22 protein-coding genes are annotated in these 18,021 nt (G+C 63.5%); 9 read left to right on the top strand and 13 right to left on the bottom strand.

Annotated features, from left to right (window positions below; genetic code table 11):
* Positions 1-151: 151 nt before the first annotated feature.
* On the bottom strand, positions 152-328 hold the full coding sequence (locus tag JQ629_RS12205) for a hypothetical protein (protein ID WP_212034130.1): 177 nt from the start codon (positions 326-328) through the stop codon (positions 152-154).
* Between JQ629_RS12205 and JQ629_RS12210 the strand changes: the two genes are divergently transcribed.
* Complete coding sequence (locus JQ629_RS12210) at positions 312-833, top strand: hypothetical protein (protein ID WP_212412882.1); 522 nt, start codon at positions 312-314, stop codon at positions 831-833. The genes JQ629_RS12205 and JQ629_RS12210 overlap by 17 nt on opposite strands.
* A 5-nt stretch (positions 834-838) precedes the next feature.
* Here JQ629_RS12210 and JQ629_RS12215 read toward each other — a convergent pair whose 3' ends face one another.
* Complete coding sequence (locus JQ629_RS12215; RefSeq protein ID WP_212412883.1) at positions 839-2,314, bottom strand: MFS transporter; 1,476 nt, start codon at positions 2,312-2,314, stop codon at positions 839-841.
* 169 nt (positions 2,315-2,483) lie between these two features.
* Between JQ629_RS12215 and JQ629_RS12220 the strand changes: the two genes are divergently transcribed.
* From JQ629_RS12220 to curA, 6 genes are all read left to right on the top strand, one after another.
* Complete coding sequence (locus tag JQ629_RS12220; RefSeq protein WP_212412884.1) at positions 2,484-2,726, top strand: type II toxin-antitoxin system RelE family toxin; 243 nt, start codon at positions 2,484-2,486, stop codon at positions 2,724-2,726.
* 9 nt (positions 2,727-2,735) lie between these two features.
* Complete coding sequence (locus JQ629_RS12225) at positions 2,736-3,146, top strand: helix-turn-helix transcriptional regulator (RefSeq protein WP_212412885.1); 411 nt, start codon at positions 2,736-2,738, stop codon at positions 3,144-3,146.
* Between the two features lie 91 nt (positions 3,147-3,237).
* Positions 3,238-3,486, top strand: a complete 249-nt coding sequence (locus tag JQ629_RS12230) for a hypothetical protein (protein ID WP_212264908.1) — start codon at positions 3,238-3,240, stop codon at positions 3,484-3,486.
* A 196-nt stretch (positions 3,487-3,682) separates the two neighbouring features.
* Positions 3,683-5,173, top strand: coding sequence for an IMP dehydrogenase (gene guaB / locus JQ629_RS12235; RefSeq protein WP_212264907.1), 1,491 nt, complete (start codon positions 3,683-3,685; stop codon positions 5,171-5,173).
* Between the two features lie 134 nt (positions 5,174-5,307).
* Complete coding sequence (locus tag JQ629_RS12240; RefSeq protein WP_212412886.1) at positions 5,308-5,931, top strand: hypothetical protein; 624 nt, start codon at positions 5,308-5,310, stop codon at positions 5,929-5,931.
* 170 nt (positions 5,932-6,101) lie between these two features.
* Positions 6,102-7,127, top strand: a complete 1,026-nt coding sequence (curA, locus tag JQ629_RS12245; RefSeq protein WP_212412887.1) for an NADPH-dependent curcumin/dihydrocurcumin reductase — start codon at positions 6,102-6,104, stop codon at positions 7,125-7,127.
* A 109-nt stretch (positions 7,128-7,236) separates the two neighbouring features.
* Here curA and JQ629_RS12250 read toward each other — a convergent pair whose 3' ends face one another.
* The 9 genes from JQ629_RS12250 to JQ629_RS12290 form a co-directional block, all read right to left on the bottom strand.
* Positions 7,237-8,301, bottom strand: coding sequence for a LacI family DNA-binding transcriptional regulator (locus JQ629_RS12250; protein WP_212412888.1), 1,065 nt, complete (start codon positions 8,299-8,301; stop codon positions 7,237-7,239).
* Between the two features lie 48 nt (positions 8,302-8,349).
* Positions 8,350-9,378, bottom strand: a complete 1,029-nt coding sequence (locus JQ629_RS12255) for a succinylglutamate desuccinylase/aspartoacylase family protein (protein ID WP_212412889.1) — start codon at positions 9,376-9,378, stop codon at positions 8,350-8,352.
* 66 nt (positions 9,379-9,444) lie between these two features.
* Complete coding sequence (locus JQ629_RS12260) at positions 9,445-9,789, bottom strand: RidA family protein (RefSeq protein ID WP_211994495.1); 345 nt, start codon at positions 9,787-9,789, stop codon at positions 9,445-9,447.
* A 38-nt stretch (positions 9,790-9,827) separates the two neighbouring features.
* On the bottom strand, positions 9,828-10,625 hold the full coding sequence (locus tag JQ629_RS12265) for a transporter substrate-binding domain-containing protein (RefSeq protein WP_212412890.1): 798 nt from the start codon (positions 10,623-10,625) through the stop codon (positions 9,828-9,830).
* Between the two features lie 47 nt (positions 10,626-10,672).
* The gene (locus tag JQ629_RS12270; protein WP_212264902.1) at positions 10,673-11,401 is read right to left on the bottom strand and encodes an amino acid ABC transporter ATP-binding protein; all 729 of its coding nucleotides are present in this window, start codon (positions 11,399-11,401) and stop codon (positions 10,673-10,675) included.
* Positions 11,388-12,038: an amino acid ABC transporter permease gene (locus tag JQ629_RS12275; RefSeq protein WP_212412891.1), complete on the bottom strand. Its 651-nt coding sequence runs from the start codon at positions 12,036-12,038 to the stop codon at positions 11,388-11,390. The genes JQ629_RS12270 and JQ629_RS12275 overlap by 14 nt, the downstream gene beginning before the upstream one ends.
* Before the next feature lie 13 nt (positions 12,039-12,051).
* Complete coding sequence (locus JQ629_RS12280; protein ID WP_212412892.1) at positions 12,052-12,711, bottom strand: amino acid ABC transporter permease; 660 nt, start codon at positions 12,709-12,711, stop codon at positions 12,052-12,054.
* Between the two features lie 354 nt (positions 12,712-13,065).
* Complete coding sequence (locus tag JQ629_RS12285; RefSeq protein WP_212412893.1) at positions 13,066-13,905, bottom strand: metallophosphoesterase family protein; 840 nt, start codon at positions 13,903-13,905, stop codon at positions 13,066-13,068.
* A 281-nt stretch (positions 13,906-14,186) separates the two neighbouring features.
* Positions 14,187-14,894, bottom strand: a complete 708-nt coding sequence (locus tag JQ629_RS12290) for an acriflavin resistance protein (protein ID WP_349631255.1) — start codon at positions 14,892-14,894, stop codon at positions 14,187-14,189.
* A 188-nt stretch (positions 14,895-15,082) separates the two neighbouring features.
* On the opposite strand from JQ629_RS12290, the gene JQ629_RS12295 reads away from it, so the two are divergent.
* Positions 15,083-15,505 carry an MAPEG family protein gene (locus tag JQ629_RS12295; RefSeq protein ID WP_212264972.1) on the top strand — a complete coding sequence of 141 codons (423 nt, stop codon included), beginning with the start codon at positions 15,083-15,085 and terminating at the stop codon, positions 15,503-15,505.
* 91 nt (positions 15,506-15,596) lie between these two features.
* Positions 15,597-16,895, top strand: coding sequence for an RsmB/NOP family class I SAM-dependent RNA methyltransferase (locus tag JQ629_RS12300; RefSeq protein ID WP_212412894.1), 1,299 nt, complete (start codon positions 15,597-15,599; stop codon positions 16,893-16,895).
* Positions 16,896-16,993: 98 nt separating this feature from the next.
* On the opposite strand, the gene JQ629_RS12305 is transcribed toward JQ629_RS12300, so the two are convergent.
* Positions 16,994-17,326, bottom strand: a complete 333-nt coding sequence (locus tag JQ629_RS12305) for a DHCW motif cupin fold protein (protein ID WP_212412895.1) — start codon at positions 17,324-17,326, stop codon at positions 16,994-16,996.
* Positions 17,327-17,530: 204 nt separating this feature from the next.
* Positions 17,531-17,905, bottom strand: coding sequence for a nuclear transport factor 2 family protein (locus tag JQ629_RS12310; RefSeq protein WP_212412896.1), 375 nt, complete (start codon positions 17,903-17,905; stop codon positions 17,531-17,533).
* Between the last annotated feature and the right edge of the window lie 116 nt (positions 17,906-18,021).

The following is an 18,021-nucleotide window of genomic DNA, read 5'->3' on the forward strand; positions in this document are numbered from 1 at the left end:
CCGGCGGGGCGGCTTGGCGCGTCCGCAGAAGGCGCCGGTCCATGCGCGGCGTCGCCGCTCAGCTTCCAAAAACTCGCAATGACGGCCTCAGCGCCTTTCAAGCTTCGGCGCCGAGGCCGTTAGAGTCAGAAGCGCTATTCGCGCCAGCGTATCAGCTGCAGTGCAACTGATCGCCCTTCACGGTCAGCGTGCTGCCTGAGAGGACGCAGCTTGCCGCGAACCACAGCCGATGGAGGTTCTCGTAAAGGGTGCGTTCACCGCCGCTCACGAGTTCCAGATCGGTGTCGTCGAGACGATTGGTTGAAGCTTCCGTGTTCGCTTTGGTCATAGACGTTTCCCTCCTTGATTTCTGGCGAGCCCATCTCGCCAGGAGGGAAATTCTTGCCAGTGTATCGATGGATCGCAGTGATAAAAATCACATACAACCGTATGTCACGACACGGCGCTATCGTCCCACGCCCGAACCCGGAGCAGGAGTTACCGGCGATCCGCTGGGGGAGGTATTGATTGCGGGATTTCCTGATGGATTCCGCGCGCTGTTCGCGCCGGCGGCGGCGCTGCCGGCATCGTTGCTCAAGCCGGTAGTGGAACTGCCTGTCGTCGTGCTGTTGACCGACGGCCCCGTGGTTGTGCCGCTTGTGGTCGATCCGCCGGTCGCCGTGCTGCCACCGGTCGAGCCGGTTCCAGTTTGTGCGATAGCCAGTGTGCTCGCAAATGTCAGCGCTGCGGCCAATCCGATAGTTCCGAGTTTCATGGTGTCTTTCCTTTCCAGGTACGAAAGGAAAAACGATTGCGCGCGGATATGTTCCGGTATCGGGATCAACTGGGTGTGACGGATCTATCCCAGCCGCTGATCGCGCGTGTCCTCGGGGCCTTCGCTGGCGGCTTTGGTCGCGGCCTTTTCTGCGCCCTTGCGGCTGGAAATCTCGACCGCTTTGCGGCCCGAAATTTCGTGCCCGGCGTCATCGGGCATCTGCCAGAAGAACCAGGCCGACACCGCCGAGATGATCGCGACCACGATGAAAGCCGGGCCGAACATGGTTGCATCCAGTTCAGTGGCGTGATGCCACAGCATGGTCGATTCCACGGAGAACGCGCCGACGGCGACGCCGGCCGAGGTAGCCAGCTGCTGGTTGACGCTCACAAGCGTGGTGGCGCGGCTCATCTGCGCCGGTTCGACTTCTGCATAAGCGACGGTGTTGATCGCGGTGAATTGCAGCGAGCGGAAGAAGCCGCCGACCACGAGGATGAGGAAGATCAGCGTCAGCGGCGTCGACACGGTGAACAGGGCGCAGGCGGCGAGAAACACCGAGCTGATGATGGCGTTGACCGCCATCATGTTGCGAAATCCGAAGGTGCGGATGATGCGCGCGGCCAGCGTCTTCATGCCCATGGCGCCGACCGCGGAGGAGAACGTCACGAGGCCGGACTGGAACGGCGTCAGCCCAAAACCTTCCTGCATCAGCAGCGGCAGCAGGAACGGCAGCGCGCCGATCCCGAGCCGGAACAGGAAGCCGCCGTAGATGCTGGCGCGCAGCGTCTGCAGCCGCAGCATGGAAAAATCCAGCACCGGCGAACCCGTCTTCCGCGCATGCACCACATAGAGCGCCATCGAGATCGAACCGACCGCAACCAGGCCCGCGACGACCGTCCACGGCAGGAGATTGAGCCCGGCGACCGAGAGGCCGAAGGCGATGCCGGCGAGGCCAATGCCCGCCAGCACCAGCCCGTAGAGATCGAACCGCTCCGGGTCTTCGCTGCGGATCGGGTCGATATATTTCATCGCCATGAAGATGCCGAGCAGCCCGATCGGAATGTTGATCAGGAAGATCCAGTGCCAGGAGAAATAGGTGGTGATGAAGCCGCCGAGCGGCGGCCCGATCACCGGGCCGATCAGCGCCGGCACCGTCACCCATGTCATCGCCTGCACCAACCCGCTTTTGTCGATCGAGCGCAGCAGCACCAGTCGTCCGACTGGCGTCATCATCGCGCCGCCGAGACCCTGCAGGATGCGCGCGATCACGAAATGCGTGACCGACGTCGACATCGCGCAGCCGATCGATCCCAGCATGAAGACACCGATGGCGATGGAAAACACCATCCGCGCGCCGAAGCGGTCGGCGGTCCAGCCGCTGGCAGGAATGAACACCGCGAGCGAGAGCAGGTAGGACGTGATCGCAAGTTTCAGCGTCAGCGGGCTGGTGCCGATGTCAGCCGCGATCGCCGGCAGCGACGTCGCAATGACCGTCGCGTCCATGTTTTCCATGAACAGGGCGGTGGCCACGATGAGCGGGATCAGGCGCTGTTTGTCCATCGGGAATCGGGGTGCGGGAGGGCAGGCGGGGTGAATTGGGCTGTATCACCCCGCTGTCGGACAAGCCATTGCGGAACCGTGCAAACCACCTAAATCCTGCGTGATTCAAGATATCGCATTATGCGATTGGTGGCTTGATTTTTCCATCGCATTGTGCGATTTTTGGTTCGTGAAAGAGATCGAGTTTACCTCGGCCGCTGTCCGCCAATGGCGGAAACTTACCGCGACGACACGCGCGCAGATCGATCTCAAATTGAAGGCTTTCGCGGAAACCGGCGTCGGTGATGTGAAAGCGCTCAAGGGCGTCGCTGGAATGCGGTTGCGCTCCGGTGATTGGCGCGTCGTGTTCACGGTCAGCGACAACACCATCACAATTCACGCGGTCGGACACCGCCGCGATATTTATGATTGAGAGGACACGATGGCGAAAGCCAGTACCGCAAAAAGCTCTGTCCAGTTTATCCGCACGCCCAGTGGTGATGATCTCGCCGTGCTGCCGCGCAATGAATATGATCAGTTGGTAGCTCTCGCCGCCGAGGCACAGGAAGATGCTGCCGCGAGCCGGATCGTCCGCAATTCCACGCGTAATCTCAAGGAAGGCCGTGAAGTCGTTCTGCCGAAAGCCGTGACTGATCGTCTCGCAAGCGGAGACAATGCGGTGCGGGTTATCCGCGAATGGCGCGACATGATTCAAGGCGAGTTGGCGGTGGCGGTCGGAATTAGCCAGAACTACCTGTCAGAGATTGAAACCGGCCGACGTAAAGGTCCGGCCGAACTGCAGAAGAAGTTCGCCCGGGCGCTCGGCGTGCCAGTCGACCTCCTGATCGAATGAGATCTGAGTGGGGGCGCTGGCCATTGCGGAACCGTGCAAACCACCTAAATCCTGCGTGACGCCGCCAACTGGCGCCACCGGAGACCCGACGATGATCTACCTGCTCGCCGCGCTGTTGCCGCCACTTGGGCTGCTCCTGAACGGACAGCCATTTTCGGCGATCTTCAACCTCGTTCTGCTGGTGTTTTGCCTGGTTTTCGGCCTGTTTTTCCACGTCCTGTTGCTGGTGCCGTCGGCGCATGCGCTCATCGCGGTTCACATGAGGCGGGAAGACCGCCGGCACCGGGAGGTGGTGGAGGCGATCCGCCAGCACGGCCCGCCGCCGGGATATCAACGTTAAGGCCCTTTAACTAAGGGCTTTTCGGGAAAAGCCTGTGCATAGCGGCCAAACGCTTTGATTCGGCCGCCTGCCATGCTATCGACCACCGTCAACCCCACCGATGGGCTTCGATTCGACGGCAGCGCCGCTCGCGCAGCCGAAGGCGACGTTCATCTTAAATAATATGCGGCGGAAGGCCGCCGAAAGGAGTTGGCAAATGGCGCAGGGACTTCAGGCTATCCGCGAAGCCTACACGTTCGACGACGTGCTGCTCAAACCCGGTCTTTCCGACATCCTGCCCTCGGAGGCGGATATCCGCTCCCGCGTGACCCGCGCAATCCCGCTCAACATCCCGATCATTGCTTCCGCAATGGATACCGTGACCGAAGCGCGGATGGCGATCGCGATGGCGCAGGCCGGCGGCGTCGGCGTCATTCACCGCAATTTCGATCCCGAAGGCCAGGCCGCCCAGGTGCGGCAGGTCAAAAAGTACGAATCCGGCATGGTGGTCAATCCGCTGACCATCGGCCCCGACGCCATGCTGTCGGACGCGATGACGTTGATGACCGATCACGGCTTCTCCGGCATTCCCGTGGTCACCGGTGCCTCCAAGGGCGTTCCCGGCAAGCTGGTCGGCATCCTCACCAACCGCGACGTCCGTTTTGCCACCGACCCCAGGCAAAAAATCTCCGAGCTGATGACGCATGAAGGCCTCGTCACGGTGCGCGAAGGCGTCAGCCAGGACGAGGCGAAGCGGATGCTGCACAAGCATCGCATCGAAAAGCTGCTGGTGGTCGACGAGCAATATCGCTGCGTCGGCCTGATTACCGTGAAAGACATGGAAAAGGCGGTCGCGCATCCGCTCGCCTGCAAGGACGCGCAGGGACGGCTTCGCGTCGCGGCGGCGACTACGGTCGGCGAGGGCGGCTTTGAGCGCACCGAGCTGCTGATCGACGCCGGTGTCGACCTTATTGTGGTGGATACCGCGCACGGCCACTCCTCGCGGGTGCTGGAAGCCGTCAATCGCATCAAGCGGCTTTCCAACGCCGTGCAGGTCATCGCCGGCAATATCGCCACCAAGGAAGGCGCGCAGGCGCTGATCGATGCCGGTGCGGATGCGATCAAGGTCGGCATCGGGCCGGGCTCGATCTGCACCACGCGCATCGTCGCCGGTGTCGGCGTGCCGCAACTGACAGCGATCATGGATGCGGTCGAAGCCGCCAAGAAATCCGACATCCCCGTGATCGCCGACGGCGGCATCAAATATTCCGGCGATCTGGCCAAGGCGCTCGCCGCCGGCGCCGACATCGCCATGGTCGGCTCCTTGCTCGCCGGCACCGACGAGACCCCGGGCGAAGTGTTCTTGTGGCAGGGCCGTTCCTACAAGGCCTATCGTGGCATGGGCTCGGTCGGCGCGATGGCGCGCGGCTCGGCGGACCGCTACTTCCAGCAGGACATCAAGGACACGCTCAAGCTGGTGCCCGAGGGCATCGAGGGCCAGGTGCCGTATAAGGGCCCGGTCGGCAACGTCATGCACCAGCTCGCCGGCGGTCTTCGCGCGGCAATGGGCTATGTCGGCGCGCGCAACCTCGCCGAATTCCACGAGAAGGCGCAGTTCGTGCGCATCACCGGCGCGGGCCTGCGCGAAAGCCATGTCCACGACGTCACCATCACCCGCGAAAGCCCGAACTATCCGGGCGGAGTTTAGTCAAGGCCCGTCATTCCGGGGCGATGCGCAGCATCGAACCCGGAATCTCGAGATCCCGGACTTGGTCCGGACCATCCCGGAATGACGCTGCCTTCATGCGCTAGCAGCGCTGTTTTTGAAAGAAATTGAACATCATGGTCGATTGGTCGGACGACAGGATTGCCGCGCTTTCAAATCAGGATTTGAAGAATCTGCTCGTCAACGCCGAGCGGAAAGCCGCGGCTGATATCATCGCGCGGTGCAACGCCGAGCTGCAAAAGCGCAACGCGGCCAGGCCGGGCAAGGCATCGAAGCCGCGCACCGAGGCAAAAGAGTTCGAGCACGCGATGTCGCAGCAACTCGCCGAAATCGGCAAGGCGATGGCCGCCAAATTCGATCTGTCGGAAGAGACCGCGAAAGCGAAGTCGGTAGGCATCAAGGGCTTCAAGGCCCACAAGCTGCTCGACTCCAAGGGTTTTGCAAAACTCGGCGGCATGCAGCGCGACGGTTCGGTGGCGGTCGACCGCTACATTTCCTATCGGCGGGGTACCGACATCGTCTCGCTCAGCGTCTTCCTGTTGAAGGATCAGCCGGTCGAAACCCATGAGTTTCACGTGATTGCGCCGGCGGCCTTGCTTGATGGGGCAAAACCGATTGCGGAAGTGCGTCCCACCGCAACGGAAGCCCAGAAGCAGACCGCGGATAGCGGACTGGCGTTTTCGGATCTGCCAAGCGCTGCGGCGGCGTTCGAGGCGGCGCTGGCGAAAATCGCGGCCTGATATTTTCCGATACAGGTGGTATTGAAGAGTTTGAAACCGTCATTCCGGGATGGTGCGTAAGCACCAGACCCGGAATCTCGAGATTCCGGGTTCGATGCTTTGCATCGCCCCGGAATGACGGTGCCTCGATAGCTCGCAATGACGACAAATAACAATCGGAGGAACCAACCATGTCCCAATCCGCAAAACGCATCGTTCTCGCGTCCCGCCCCGTGGGCGAACCAAAACCATCCGACTTCCGCCTCGAGGAATATTCAGTGCCGACGCCCGGCGAGGGCCAGGTCCTGCTGCGCACCATCTGGCTGTCGCTCGATCCCTACATGCGCGGGCGGATGAGTGACGGCCCGTCCTATGCGGCGCCGGTGCCGATCGACGGCGTGATGGAAGGCGGCACGGTCAGTGAGGTGATCGCCTCGAACAATCCCGGTTTCGCGAAAGGGGACATCGTGCTGTCGCGCGCCGGCTGGCAGACGCATGCGATCTCGGACGGCAAGGGCCTCGCCAAGATCGATCCGAAGCTCGCACCGATCTCGACCGCGGTCGGCGTGCTCGGCATGCCCGGCATGACCGCCTATACCGGCTTGCTCGATATCGGCAAGCCGCAGGCGGGCGAGACCGTGGTGGTGGCGGCGGCCTCCGGCGCCGTCGGGTCGGCCGTCGGCCAGATTGCGAAGATCAAGGGCGCGCGGGCGATCGGCATCGCCGGCGGCAAGGACAAATGCGACTACGTCAAAAAGGAGCTCGGCTTCGACGATTGCCTCGACCATCGCGATCCCGATCTCGCCGCCAAACTGAAGGACGCCTGCCCGAAGGGCATCGACGTCTATTTTGAAAACGTCGGCGGCGCGGTGTTCGATGCGGTGTTTCCGCAGCTCAACGCGTTCGCGCGGATGCCGGTGTGCGGCTTGATCGCCGAGTACAACAATTTCGGCGAGACCTCGCCGAAATGGGCCGGCAAGATGATGCGCGCGGTGCTGACCAAGCGCCTCACCATCCGTGGCTTCATCGTCAGCGATTTTGCCGCGCGCCACGGTGACTTCCTGCGCGACATGTCGGGATGGTTCCGCGAAGGCAAGATCAAGCACAAGGAATTCGTCACCGAAGGCCTCGACAGTGCGCCCGCCGCATTCATGGGCCTGCTCAAGGGCGCCAATTTCGGCAAGCAACTGGTGCGCGTCGGGCCGGACAAGGCGTAGGGAATCGGTCTTTAGAGCGTTTTCGAGCGAAGTGGATACCGGTTCGCGTGAAGAAAACGCGTCAAGACAAGAATCTAGAGCCCCGTTCCGATTCCATCGGAACGGGGCTCTAGATGCTGCCGCGTTCGACGAAGAAGAGTTCGACCGCGTGTTGCTGCACGGCATGCGGCGAACCGGCCAAACGCGCCAGCAGAAGTTCGCCGGCGATCCGGCCGATCGCCGCGGAATCAAATGCGATCGTGGTGAGGCCCGGCGTCATCTGATCCGCCACGTCGTTGTCGCCGAAGCCGAGCAACGCAAGATCGCGCGGCACGGACAGGCCGCGGGAGCGCGCTTCGATCAGCGCTCCCGTCGCCAATAGATCGTTGGCGCAGAAGACGGCGTCGACCGGATCGCCGCGGGCGAGAAGGGCGCCGAAGGCGGTGCGGCCGTCGACAAGACCGGTGACCTCGCCGACGGCGATCTCGTGCACGATCTCGATGCCGAGTTTTCCAGCGGCTGCGCGAAAACCGTCGCGGCGCAGCGCGCCGCGGCCGCTGCTGCGACCGATGAAGGCAACGCGGCGATGTCCGGCGGCCGCCAGCCGCCGTGCCGCCATCGCTCCGGCATCCGCATTGGAGAATCCGACGAGCATGTCGATCGGATCACGCGGATAGGCCCATGTCTCGATCACCGGAATGGCCAGCTCCTGCAGGGCGGCCCGGTTCTCTTCGAGCTCGATCACGCCGGTAAACAGCACGGCCGCCGGCCGGATGCCGCGCAGCGACTGCAGCATCGCCACTTCCCGGGCATAGGAGTATGAGGTCTGACCGACCAACACTTCGTATCCTTCCGGCTCGAGCGCCGCTGCGAAGCTGCGCACGGCCAAGCCGAACTGCTGGCTGAGGATGTTGGAGACGAAGGCCATGACGACGTTGGAGCGGCCCGAACGCAACGCCCGCGCGTGAGGGTTGGAAGCGTATCCGGTCGCCTCGATGATCCCCAGAATGCGGTCGCGGGTCTCGCGATTGACCTTCTCGGGATGACGCAGCACCCGCGACACCGTGATCGGGGAGACCCCGGCGCGTTCCGCCACCTCTTCGATGCGCGGCGGTCGTCCGACCGTAGTGCCGCGCCCGGGCGGTGCCGGAATTCGCACGACATCATCGAAGGTTGTCAGGGGCGGATCGGCCATCGAATCCAGGGGCTAGTGTTGTCTAGAGTCGTTTCGCGTATCAAAATCTCATCGGCCCGAAACCTCATCCCGTGTCAACGGCCGGCCAACCTGGACCAGGCAATCACCGCTCTGGCAGTCGGTGTGGAGACGTTGCGAGATCACGATCCCGGCGGCGGGGAAGTGCAGCACTTCCTCCGGCGCCTCGGGTCGTTCGAAATCGTGGTACCAGCCCGCCACGTCGCCATCCCTGACCCGCGCGCCGACCACGACCGCCGGTTCGAACCAGCCACGCCGTGTCGCGAACACCGCCTGGGCGTGGCTCTCCAGCGCCAGCAGTTCGGTTTGTCCTTCGATGGGTACGTGTGGGCCGAGCACGTGTGCTTCGATGATGCCAAGCGCGAGCAGCAGGCGGTCCACGGCCCGGGCGGTCAGGGCCATCGTCTGAGGCGTGACCGTGCCGCCGGAGCCGAATTCGCCGGAGATGCCGATCGCTCTGGCCCGCGCGGCAGCTGCCATCGAGGTCGGGGCTTCGGCGCCGTTTTCGGCGACAAAGGCGAACGGCATTCCGAGCCCCTCCATGAGACCGAGCGCGCGGGCGAACATGTCCGGCGGGCCTTGCCGCTCGATCAGGGCGCAAGGCAGATGCGCCATCGACGTTCCACCGGAATGGATGTCGAAGATCACGTCGTGGCGGGGGAAGAGTTCATGTTCGAGGAAATGAGCGAGCCGGAAAGTTGGCGTGCCCGAGGAGTCGCCAGGGAAGGCGCGGTTGAGATTGCCCTCGTCAAGCGGCGAGCGTCGGCGGGCTGCCATCACCGCCGGGAGATTGGCGAAAGGCAGGATGGTCACCTCGCCCTTCATGTTGGCGGGATCGAGCCGGCGAAACAGCCGCGCAAGCGTGATCTCACCCTCGTATTCGTCGCCGTGGTTACCGGCCATCAGCAGAACTCGCGGGCCCGCACCGTTGCGGATCCGGAAGATCGGAATCTTGACCTGGAAATAGGGCGACCGATCGATCGAGAACGGGATGCTGAGGTGGCCGGACCATTTGTGGTCGGCGTCGAAGTCGATCTCGTGGAAAAGTCCGGTATGCATTGGATGCCTCAGGGCCGCGTCGTCACCGACGCCGGCCGAAGGTTGAAGGAGTGCACGAAGCGCGTCTCAGACGGCGGCGACGGCCGTCATCTCGACGCGCAAATCGGGGTCGGCGAGCCGCGCCTCGACGCAGGCGCGTGCAGGCGGATTGGCGGGATCGATCCAGGCGTCCCACACCGAGTTCATCGCCTCGAAGTCGGTGATGTGCGGCAGGAAGACGTTGACCGCGACCAGCTTGGAGCGATCGGATCCCGCCTGCTTCAGCAGCGCCTCGATCTTGCCGAGCACCTGGGTCGTCTGGGAAACGATCCCCGCCTTGCGGTCGTCGGCCACCTGGCCGGCGATATGCACCATGCCGGCGCAGACAACGGCCTGGCTCATGCGCGGGCCGACCAAATAACGTTCAATCATGTTTGCAGCTCCTCGAGAAAAAAGAAGTTCGCCTGAACTCACAAGGTCGGCAGTGACTGCTCTTCCTTGAACCACTTCAGCTGCAGTTCGCCGAGCTTGCCGTTCAGCTTGTTGGTGAAGAGGGCGGTGTTGATCCAGTTGAGCAGATTCTGCTCGCCCTGCCGCAAGCCGATATGCGCCGGCGACTGACGGATGAGGAACTTGAGCTCGACCTCCTTGGTTGGATTCTGCTCTTTCACCTTGAGCGCGATCGCGCTGTTCTCGGCGAAGCTGTCGGCCTGGCCGGCGAGATAGGCGGCGATCGCCGCGGGAGTGTCCTCGAAGCGCACCAGCTTCACCTTTGGCGCATTGTCGGTGAGCCAGACGTCGAGCGTCGTCCCCTTGGCCACCGCGACGGTATGGCGTTCGAGGTTTTCGGCCTTCTTGCCGGTCGCTGCGGCAATCGACTTCGGACCATAAACGCCGAGATTCACCACCGCGTAGGGCTGGGAGAACATGATCTGCTGGGCGCGTTCCGGCGTTGCACCAAGACCTGCGATCAGGACATCGATCTTGTCGGACAACAGGCTCGGGATGCGCGCCGCGCCCGTCACCGGGACGAGTTCGAGCTTCACGCCCATATCGGCCGCAATCAGCCTGGCGAGATCGGCGTCGAGGCCGGCGATTTCACCCTTGTCGTCCTTGAAGCCCCAGGGTGCAGCGTCGGTAAGGATGCCGACGCGCAGACGTCCGGCACCGAGCACATCCTTCAGCTTGTCGGCACTGGCAAGACCTGGCGCTGCGAGGACGGCGAGCGCCGTGGCGGCGATAGCGAAGAGGGATTTCAATCTTCTCATAACTCTCTCCTGGTGGCGGCACGATGGCCGGTTTGCTTGGAAGGTGCTCATTTCACCGAGGCGATGAAACTTGCGAGCTCGGGGGTCTCGGGTCGGACGAACAGTTTCGACGGCGGTCCCTGTTCCCAGACGCGGCCCTGGTGCATGAAGACGATGCGGTCGGCGACGTTGCGGGCAAATCCCATCTCGTGCGTGACGAGGATCATCGTCATGCCCTGGCGCGCCATCGCCTCCATCACCTTCAAGACCTCGCCGACCAGTTCGGGGTCGAGCGCCGAAGTCACCTCGTCGAACAGCATGAGGTGCGGGGCCATGGCAAGGCAGCGGGCAATCGCTACCCGCTGTTGTTGACCGCCGGAGAGCTGCTCCGGCCAGGCGTCGATCTTGTCGGCGAGGCCGACGCGGGCGAGGACATCCAGGGCAAGCGGGCGCGCTTCGGACTTGCCGATGCGGCCGGTGAGCAATGGGGCCAGCGTGATGTTGCGTTCGACCTTGAGGTGGGAAAACAGGTTGAAGGCCTGGAAGACGATGCCGACGCGCTGGCGAAACTGCCGCAAGTCCGGCATCCTGGCGTGGACCCTTTGTCCCTCGACGTGAATCTCGCCGGCATCTACCGTCTCGAGCGCGTTGATGCAACGGAGCAGCGTCGATTTTCCCGAGCCGGAGCGGCCGATGATCGTGACGATCTCGCCCTCTTCGACGTCGAGCGAAACGCCGTTGAGCACGTCGGTCCGGCCGAACTTCTTGTGGACGTCGCGGATTTCAACGAGAGCCATCGAGGCGAGCCTCCAGGGAACGGGACCACAGCGTGAGCGGCAGGCAGGTTGCGAAGTAGATCGCCGCGACCACGGCGTAGGTGAGGAGCGGTTGGAAGGTCGCGGCGCTCACCACCTGGCCGGCGCGCGCCAGCTCGACGAAGCCGATGATCGAAGCGAGCGAGGTGCCCTTCACGAGCTGGACGAGGAAGCCGACCGTCGGCGGCAGCGACAGGCGCAGCGCCTGCGGCCCGACGATGTGGCGGAATTGCTGCCAGCGCGACAGGCCGAGGCAGGCACCGGCTTCCCATTGCGCCTGTTTCACGGCCTCGAGCCCGCCGCGCCAGATCTCGCCCAGGAAAGCCGCGGTGTAGAGCGTGTAGGCCACCGTAACCGCGACGAGCGCCGGCACCTGGATGCCAAGGAACACCGGCATGCCGAAATAAAAGAAGAAGAGCAGGCCGAGCAGCGGCACGCCCTGGATCACCTGGATCGCTGCGGCCGAGATCCAGCGCAGTGGGGCGAGGCGGCTGATCCGGCCCGTCGCCAGCCCAAGTCCGAGCGGCGCGCCGAAGCCGAGCGCGAGGACGACCAGCACCACCGTCCAGCGCAGCGCCGAGAGCAGCGAGACGAAATCGATGAAGGTGAAGGATCGCATGCGGCGGCCTGCCTCAACGCCGCCGGGGCCAGCGGAAGGCGAGGGCGCCCACCACCGCGAACAGGATCTTGAACGACATCGCCATCGCGAAATAGACCGCGCAGATGATCGCGTAGACTTCGAAGCTGCGATAGGTGCGGCTCTCGATGAAGCCTGCGACGTGGAACAGCTCGTCGGCGGCGACCTGCGAGGCGAGCGAAGTCCCGAGCAGAAGCAGCACGAACTGGCTGGTCACCGCCGGATAGGCGTTGCGCAGCGCCGGCGGCAGCAGGATATGGAAAAACACCTGCCAGCCGCTGAGACCGAGGCATTGGCCGGCCTCGATCTGGCTTTTTGGGACGGAGTCGAGGCCTGAGCGGATGATCTCGACCGAATAGGCGCCGAAGTAGAGTGACAGCGCCACCGCCGCCGCCTCGAACGCCGGCAGCTTCAAGCCGAAATTCGGCAGCACGAAGAACACGATGAAGAGCTGGATCAACGATGGCGTATTGCGGAACAGCTCGATGTAGCCGCGCACCAGCCAGCGCGTGGGCTTCACGCGCCCCTTGAGTGCGACGGCGCCGGCGGTGCCGATCAAGAGGCCGAAGCAGGCGGCTATGACGGTCAGTTCGAGCGTGACGAGCGTCCCATCGATCAATTGGTCGCGATAGCGCCAAAGCGGCAGGAAGTTCATCGCCGTTCTCTCAACCGAAACGGGTGTGCAGGACCGGCCTCACGGTCCCGTCCGCACCGGGACCGAAGATCACGCGCCACCGATCGAACTGGCTGCAGGGGTGGGAGATGCCGAGGGGGATGTGTCGCTCCATCTGTGGCGATCCAAGGTGTCGGATCCACCGTATGATAGAATGACAACGTTGTCATTACCGGTTTTTAGCCAGATTTGGCACAAGAAGGAGGCAAAGGCATATCCAGCGAGGGGACGACAGCGGACGAACCTAGCCCGCGCCGAGGATCAGCCGGCCGCGCGAAACGGAACGACCACCAAAGCGGACGGCCGTCGACCATTCTGAATTCACGGGTTCACGGGCTAGCTGGCCGGCGCTTTTTGGTGCAACTCGTCCAGGTCGACATCGATCTGGCCCGGTGCGCGGACGTGGCGGACTTCAAAACTGTCCGGCGTAAAGCGATACTCCACCAGCCCGGTTTCCTTCAGCGCGATCCGCTCCTGCCGCTTGTCGGGAATGATGAAGCCGGCCGATGGCGCCCAGACATGGCGGACGCGGCCATAGGTGAAATCGCGGCGCTGGTGGACATGGCCGGAGGCGATCAGGCGCAGATCGACCGCGCCGAACATCTCGATCAGCCGCGCCCGCGCCGGCTGCGGCACGTAGCGGATCGCTGAAGCCTCAAGCTCGGGATCGTCGGGCGCGTCGAGATAAAGCGGCTTGTGCACGAACAGCGCGACCGGCCTGCCGTTCGTGCGTGACAGCTCCGACGCCAGCCAGTCGAACTGCTCGGCCTCGCTGCCAAGTCCGGTGTTCATGATCAGCGAGTTCAACCCGACAAAACACCAGCCGGCTTCGTCGAAGCGCCAGCGGTCTTCGCCGATTACAGCGCGATAGCTTTGCAGATGCTGTTCGCTCGCCGGATGCGACGGCACCGGTCCAACCGCGGTCGGATTGTCGCCGATGTCGTGATTGCCGGGCAGATAGCGACAGGCGACCGGAAGCTCGGCGTGCAGCGATTTGGCGAAGGTGAGATCGTTCGGACTGGTCGGCGCATCGAAAGCAAGATCGCCGCTGTTGATCACAAGATCAGGCCGCGTCGCGTCGATATGCGCAGCCACACGATGAAAATTGTCGGTGAGCTTTGCGAGGCGGCGGGCGAGGTGGGTATCGGAAATCTGGGTCAGGCGGAATTGGCTCATGCGAAAATCCTTTCGTCCCTGATTATAGATTTGTCGGCGACGGAATGATGAAATTTAAGTCGTGATCGTCCGCACGATAGACGGCGCGCGCAAGGTTGTTTGCAGGCTTGTTTGAAAAATTGTTTGAAATGCGGTTGCCTACTTCGTCATTGCGAGGAGCAAAGCGACGAAGCAATCCATCCATCCGTTATGCTGCGCTATGGATTGCTTCGCTTCGCTCGCAATGACGGGGATGGAGCGATGTTTTCAACGGGCGCCGCGCATGACGGCGCTACATCCGCTCACAGCACGCGGTAGCGGATCGCGAAGGCGTTATGCGTCTCTGGTGTCACGGTGTCGCCCCTGGCCAGCGTGATGCCGTCGGCCAGATGCCACGGCCCGAACTTGTCGGAATGCGTCGGGCTGGCCGGCAGCCGCAGCTTGAACTGGGTTTGCGCTCTCCCGGGCAGATTGATCACCACCATGCGTTCGGTGGTGCGGTAGTCGAGCGTGACGGTTCCCGTGAGCACGCTGCGGCCGTCCGATGTCGAGGCCAGCGCATCCTGCACTTTGGCCAGCTTCTGGTTCCGGTCGGTGAGCAGTTCCACCTGGGTATCGGCAATTGCCGTCAGCGCCGCCTTCGGCAGCCGGATTTCGAATTCCACGGCGGGTTTTGCCGGATTGATGCCGAGATAGGCCAGCGCGGCATGCCTGACGTCGTAGACCACGAAGGCGACGAGGGCGATCACGACAACAGCGGCGAGGCCGTGCTTGAAAAGGTCGCGCGGGCTGCGGTAGCCGCTGCGGAAATAGACCGACAGCACGATGGCCACCGCCAGCGCGGCGGCGACACCGGCCAGCGTCGACATGACAATGCCAAGCCCGCCATCGATGCTGTCGTCGAACCAGCCGGTTCCGGCGCCGACCATTCTGAGCAGGGAGGTCATGGAATCGCCGGGCACTTCGGCCACGCGGGCCGCGCCGGTCCAGAGCGGTGAGGTGATGTTCATGGCGCCATCTCGAAGGTCGCGTCGGAGCCGTCCGAAGCCGGAATGACCTGAACCCTCCAGCTTTTGGTCACGGCGGTGCCGATTGCGGTTCAAGCGGACGCGGCTGCTGATTTGTCACAGGGCGGCACGCCCGCTATTGGTTGGCCGGGCGGCGAACGCCCTGCGGGGAGATTCCCATGGGCGTCCTGATGTCGATTCAACTGGTCTTGCTGCCTGTCTTTGCCCAGGTCGGGCTCACCTTTGCGCTGCTGCTGTGGATGGCCACGGCGCGGACCGGTGCCCTGAAAGCGAGGGAAACCACCCTGAAGGACATCGCGCTGCGGCAGCCGAACTGGCCCGAAAAGGCCACCCAGATCGGCAATTGTTACAGCAACCAGTTCGAAATCCCGGTCCTGTTCTACATCCTGATCGCGCTGGCGCTGCCGCTGCGCAAGGCCGATTTCTTCATCCTGCTGATGTCCTGGGTGTTCGTCGTGACGCGCTTTGCCCATGCCGGGATTTTCGTGACGTCCAACGATGTCCGGACCCGCTCGCTGGCCTGGTTCGCCGGCGTCCTTGTGCTGCTGGCGATGTGGATCTACTTCGCGCTGAAGATGCTGTTGCTGATTTGAGAGCATGATCCGGAAAAGTGGGAACCGGTTTTCCGAAGAAGATCATGCTCAAAGAGTAAGGCTTGCGCCCTTCTCGAACCGAAAGTTTTGAATGACCCCCGCCGCCCGGCTGTCCGCAGCCATCGAACTGATCGACACCATCGACGCCCAGCGTGTTCCCGCCGCCAAGGCGCTGAAGGAGTGGGGCACCGCGCACCGTTATGCCGGTTCCGGCGACCGCGCCGCGATCGCGGGCCTCGTCTGGGACGTGTTGCGCCGGCGCGCTTCGAGCGCCTGGCTGATGGAGGCGGATACGCCGCGAGCCCGCGTGCTCGGCATGCTTCGGCTTGAGCGCGGCATGGACACCGAGACGATCTCCAATCTATGCCACGGCGAGCGCTTTGCGCCCGAACCGCTCAGTGCGGCGGAACGAACGGCCCTGACCTCGCGCTCCCTGAGCGATGCGCCGCCGCACATCGCCGGCGATTACCCGGAATGGCTGGATGGGCATCTGGCTGAAGTATTCGGCGAGGACCGCGTCGCGGAGGCCACCGCGATGGCCAGCCGGGCGCCGCTCGACCTTCGCATTAACACCCTAAAAGCCAACCGCGAGAAGATGTTGCCGCGGCTTTCTCATCTCGGCGCGCAGCCGACGCCATGGTCCGCGATCGGCCTGCGCATCGAACTCGGCGCCGATGCCCGCAACCCCGGCATCCATGCCGAGGAAGACTTTATCAAGGGCGCAGTTGAAGTGCAGGATGAAGGCTCGCAGCTTGCGGCATTGCTGTCGGCGGCAAAACCCGGCGAGCAGGTGATCGACCTCTGCGCCGGCGCCGGCGGCAAGACGCTTGCGCTGGCGGCAATGATGCAGGGCAAGGGCCGTTTGATCGCCACCGACCACGACAAGCGCCAGCTCGCGCCGATCCACGAGCGGCTGTCGCGCGCCGGCATCCACAACGCCGATGTCCGCACGCCGAAGGGCGACGCCGACCCGCTGGCCGACATCCACGCCTCAGCCGATCTGGTCGTGATCGACGCGCCGTGCACCGGCACCGGCACCTGGCGCCGCAACCCCGACGCCAAATGGCGGATGCGCCCCGGCGCGCTCGAAGTGCGCTTGACGGACCAGGCCGAAGTGCTTGATCGCGCGGCCGCTCTGGTAAAGCCGGGCGGGCGCATCGCCTACATCACGTGCTCCGTGCTGCCACCGGAAAACGGCGCGCAGGTTCGCAGTTTTGTCGCGCGCCATCCGGAGTTTTCGGTGGTGCCGCCGGAACAGACGGCGAGCGTGCTATGGGACAAGGCGGAAGATTTTGCCAAGGCTGCCCTGGAAACGTCGGAGGGCTGGCTGATGACCCCGCGCCGGACGGGAACGGACGGGTTTTTCGTGTCGGTGCTGAAGAAGGCGTGAGTCTCTCTCGCCGTCATTCCGGGGCACGCGAAGCGTGAACCCGGAATCTCGAGATTCCGGGTCTGGTCCTTCGGACCATCCCGGAATGACGGTGCCCCTCAATCCACAATAAACAGCTTCACCCCCGTCGTCGTCGACGACCGGTGCGCCGCATCGCCAAAATCCGACACCTGGTAACTCATCCCCGCCGTCAGCTTGAATTTACGCCCATCCCGAAGCTCGCTATCGAGCTCGCCCTCCAGCACATAAAGCACATGCCCGCGGTCGCACCAGTGATCGGCGAGGTAGCCCGGCGTGTACTCGACCATCCGCACCCGCAAGTCGCCGATATCGAGCGTCCGCCAAATCGCCTGACCGGTCTCACCCGTGTGCGTCGTCGGCTCGACCTTGCTCCAGTCGGTAACGGTGAAGGGCAGGGTGGGGATTTTCATGGGGGATGTCCTGTGCGTTGCCTAGACTCTCATGCATCCACGACGGCGGTGCGCTCCCTCTCCCGCGCTTGCGGGGGAGGGTGGGGTGGGGGTGCCTCCGCGAGTCATATGGTGGAGAGAGCCCCCACCCGGATCGCATCTTGCGATGCGATCCGATCTCCCCCGCAAGCGGGAGAGGTGCACCGAGTTCGCGGCCACCGTCATTCAATGCACCAGATGATTGGCCGACCCCTGCCTGATCTTGCCCTCTGCATTCACCCGCAGATATTCGCAGATCCTCGCCCCGCGATCGTTCTGATACAACACCACCACGCTGTCCGGGCTCACAAAGATATCGATCAGCTCAAAACGCAAACCGGGCAGCCGCTGCAGAGCCAGGCCCCAATAGGCGCGAAGGGAATCCTTGCCGCGCAGCGTGCCCGAGGCATCGAAGCCGAGCGGTGGAATCCGGTCGGACGTCATCTCGCTGTCCTCGGCATACATCGCCAGCACGCGTTCCAGATCGCGCGAATTCCAGGCAGAAATCCATTCCCGCCCCAGCGCGGTGAGATCGGCGGCATCGTGGGGCAGGCCTGCCATGGCTTCCTCCGTTTCCGTCACCCAAATTAGGTCAATAATACTGACATAATGGCGCCTGTCCATCCCCGCAGAAGAATGTGAGTCCCCCGTTTGTGCGGTTGCGAGTACGCCCCCCG

It is taken from the genome of Bradyrhizobium sp. AUGA SZCCT0222 (assembly GCF_018130205.1).
GTDB lineage: Bacteria > Pseudomonadota > Alphaproteobacteria > Rhizobiales > Xanthobacteraceae > Bradyrhizobium.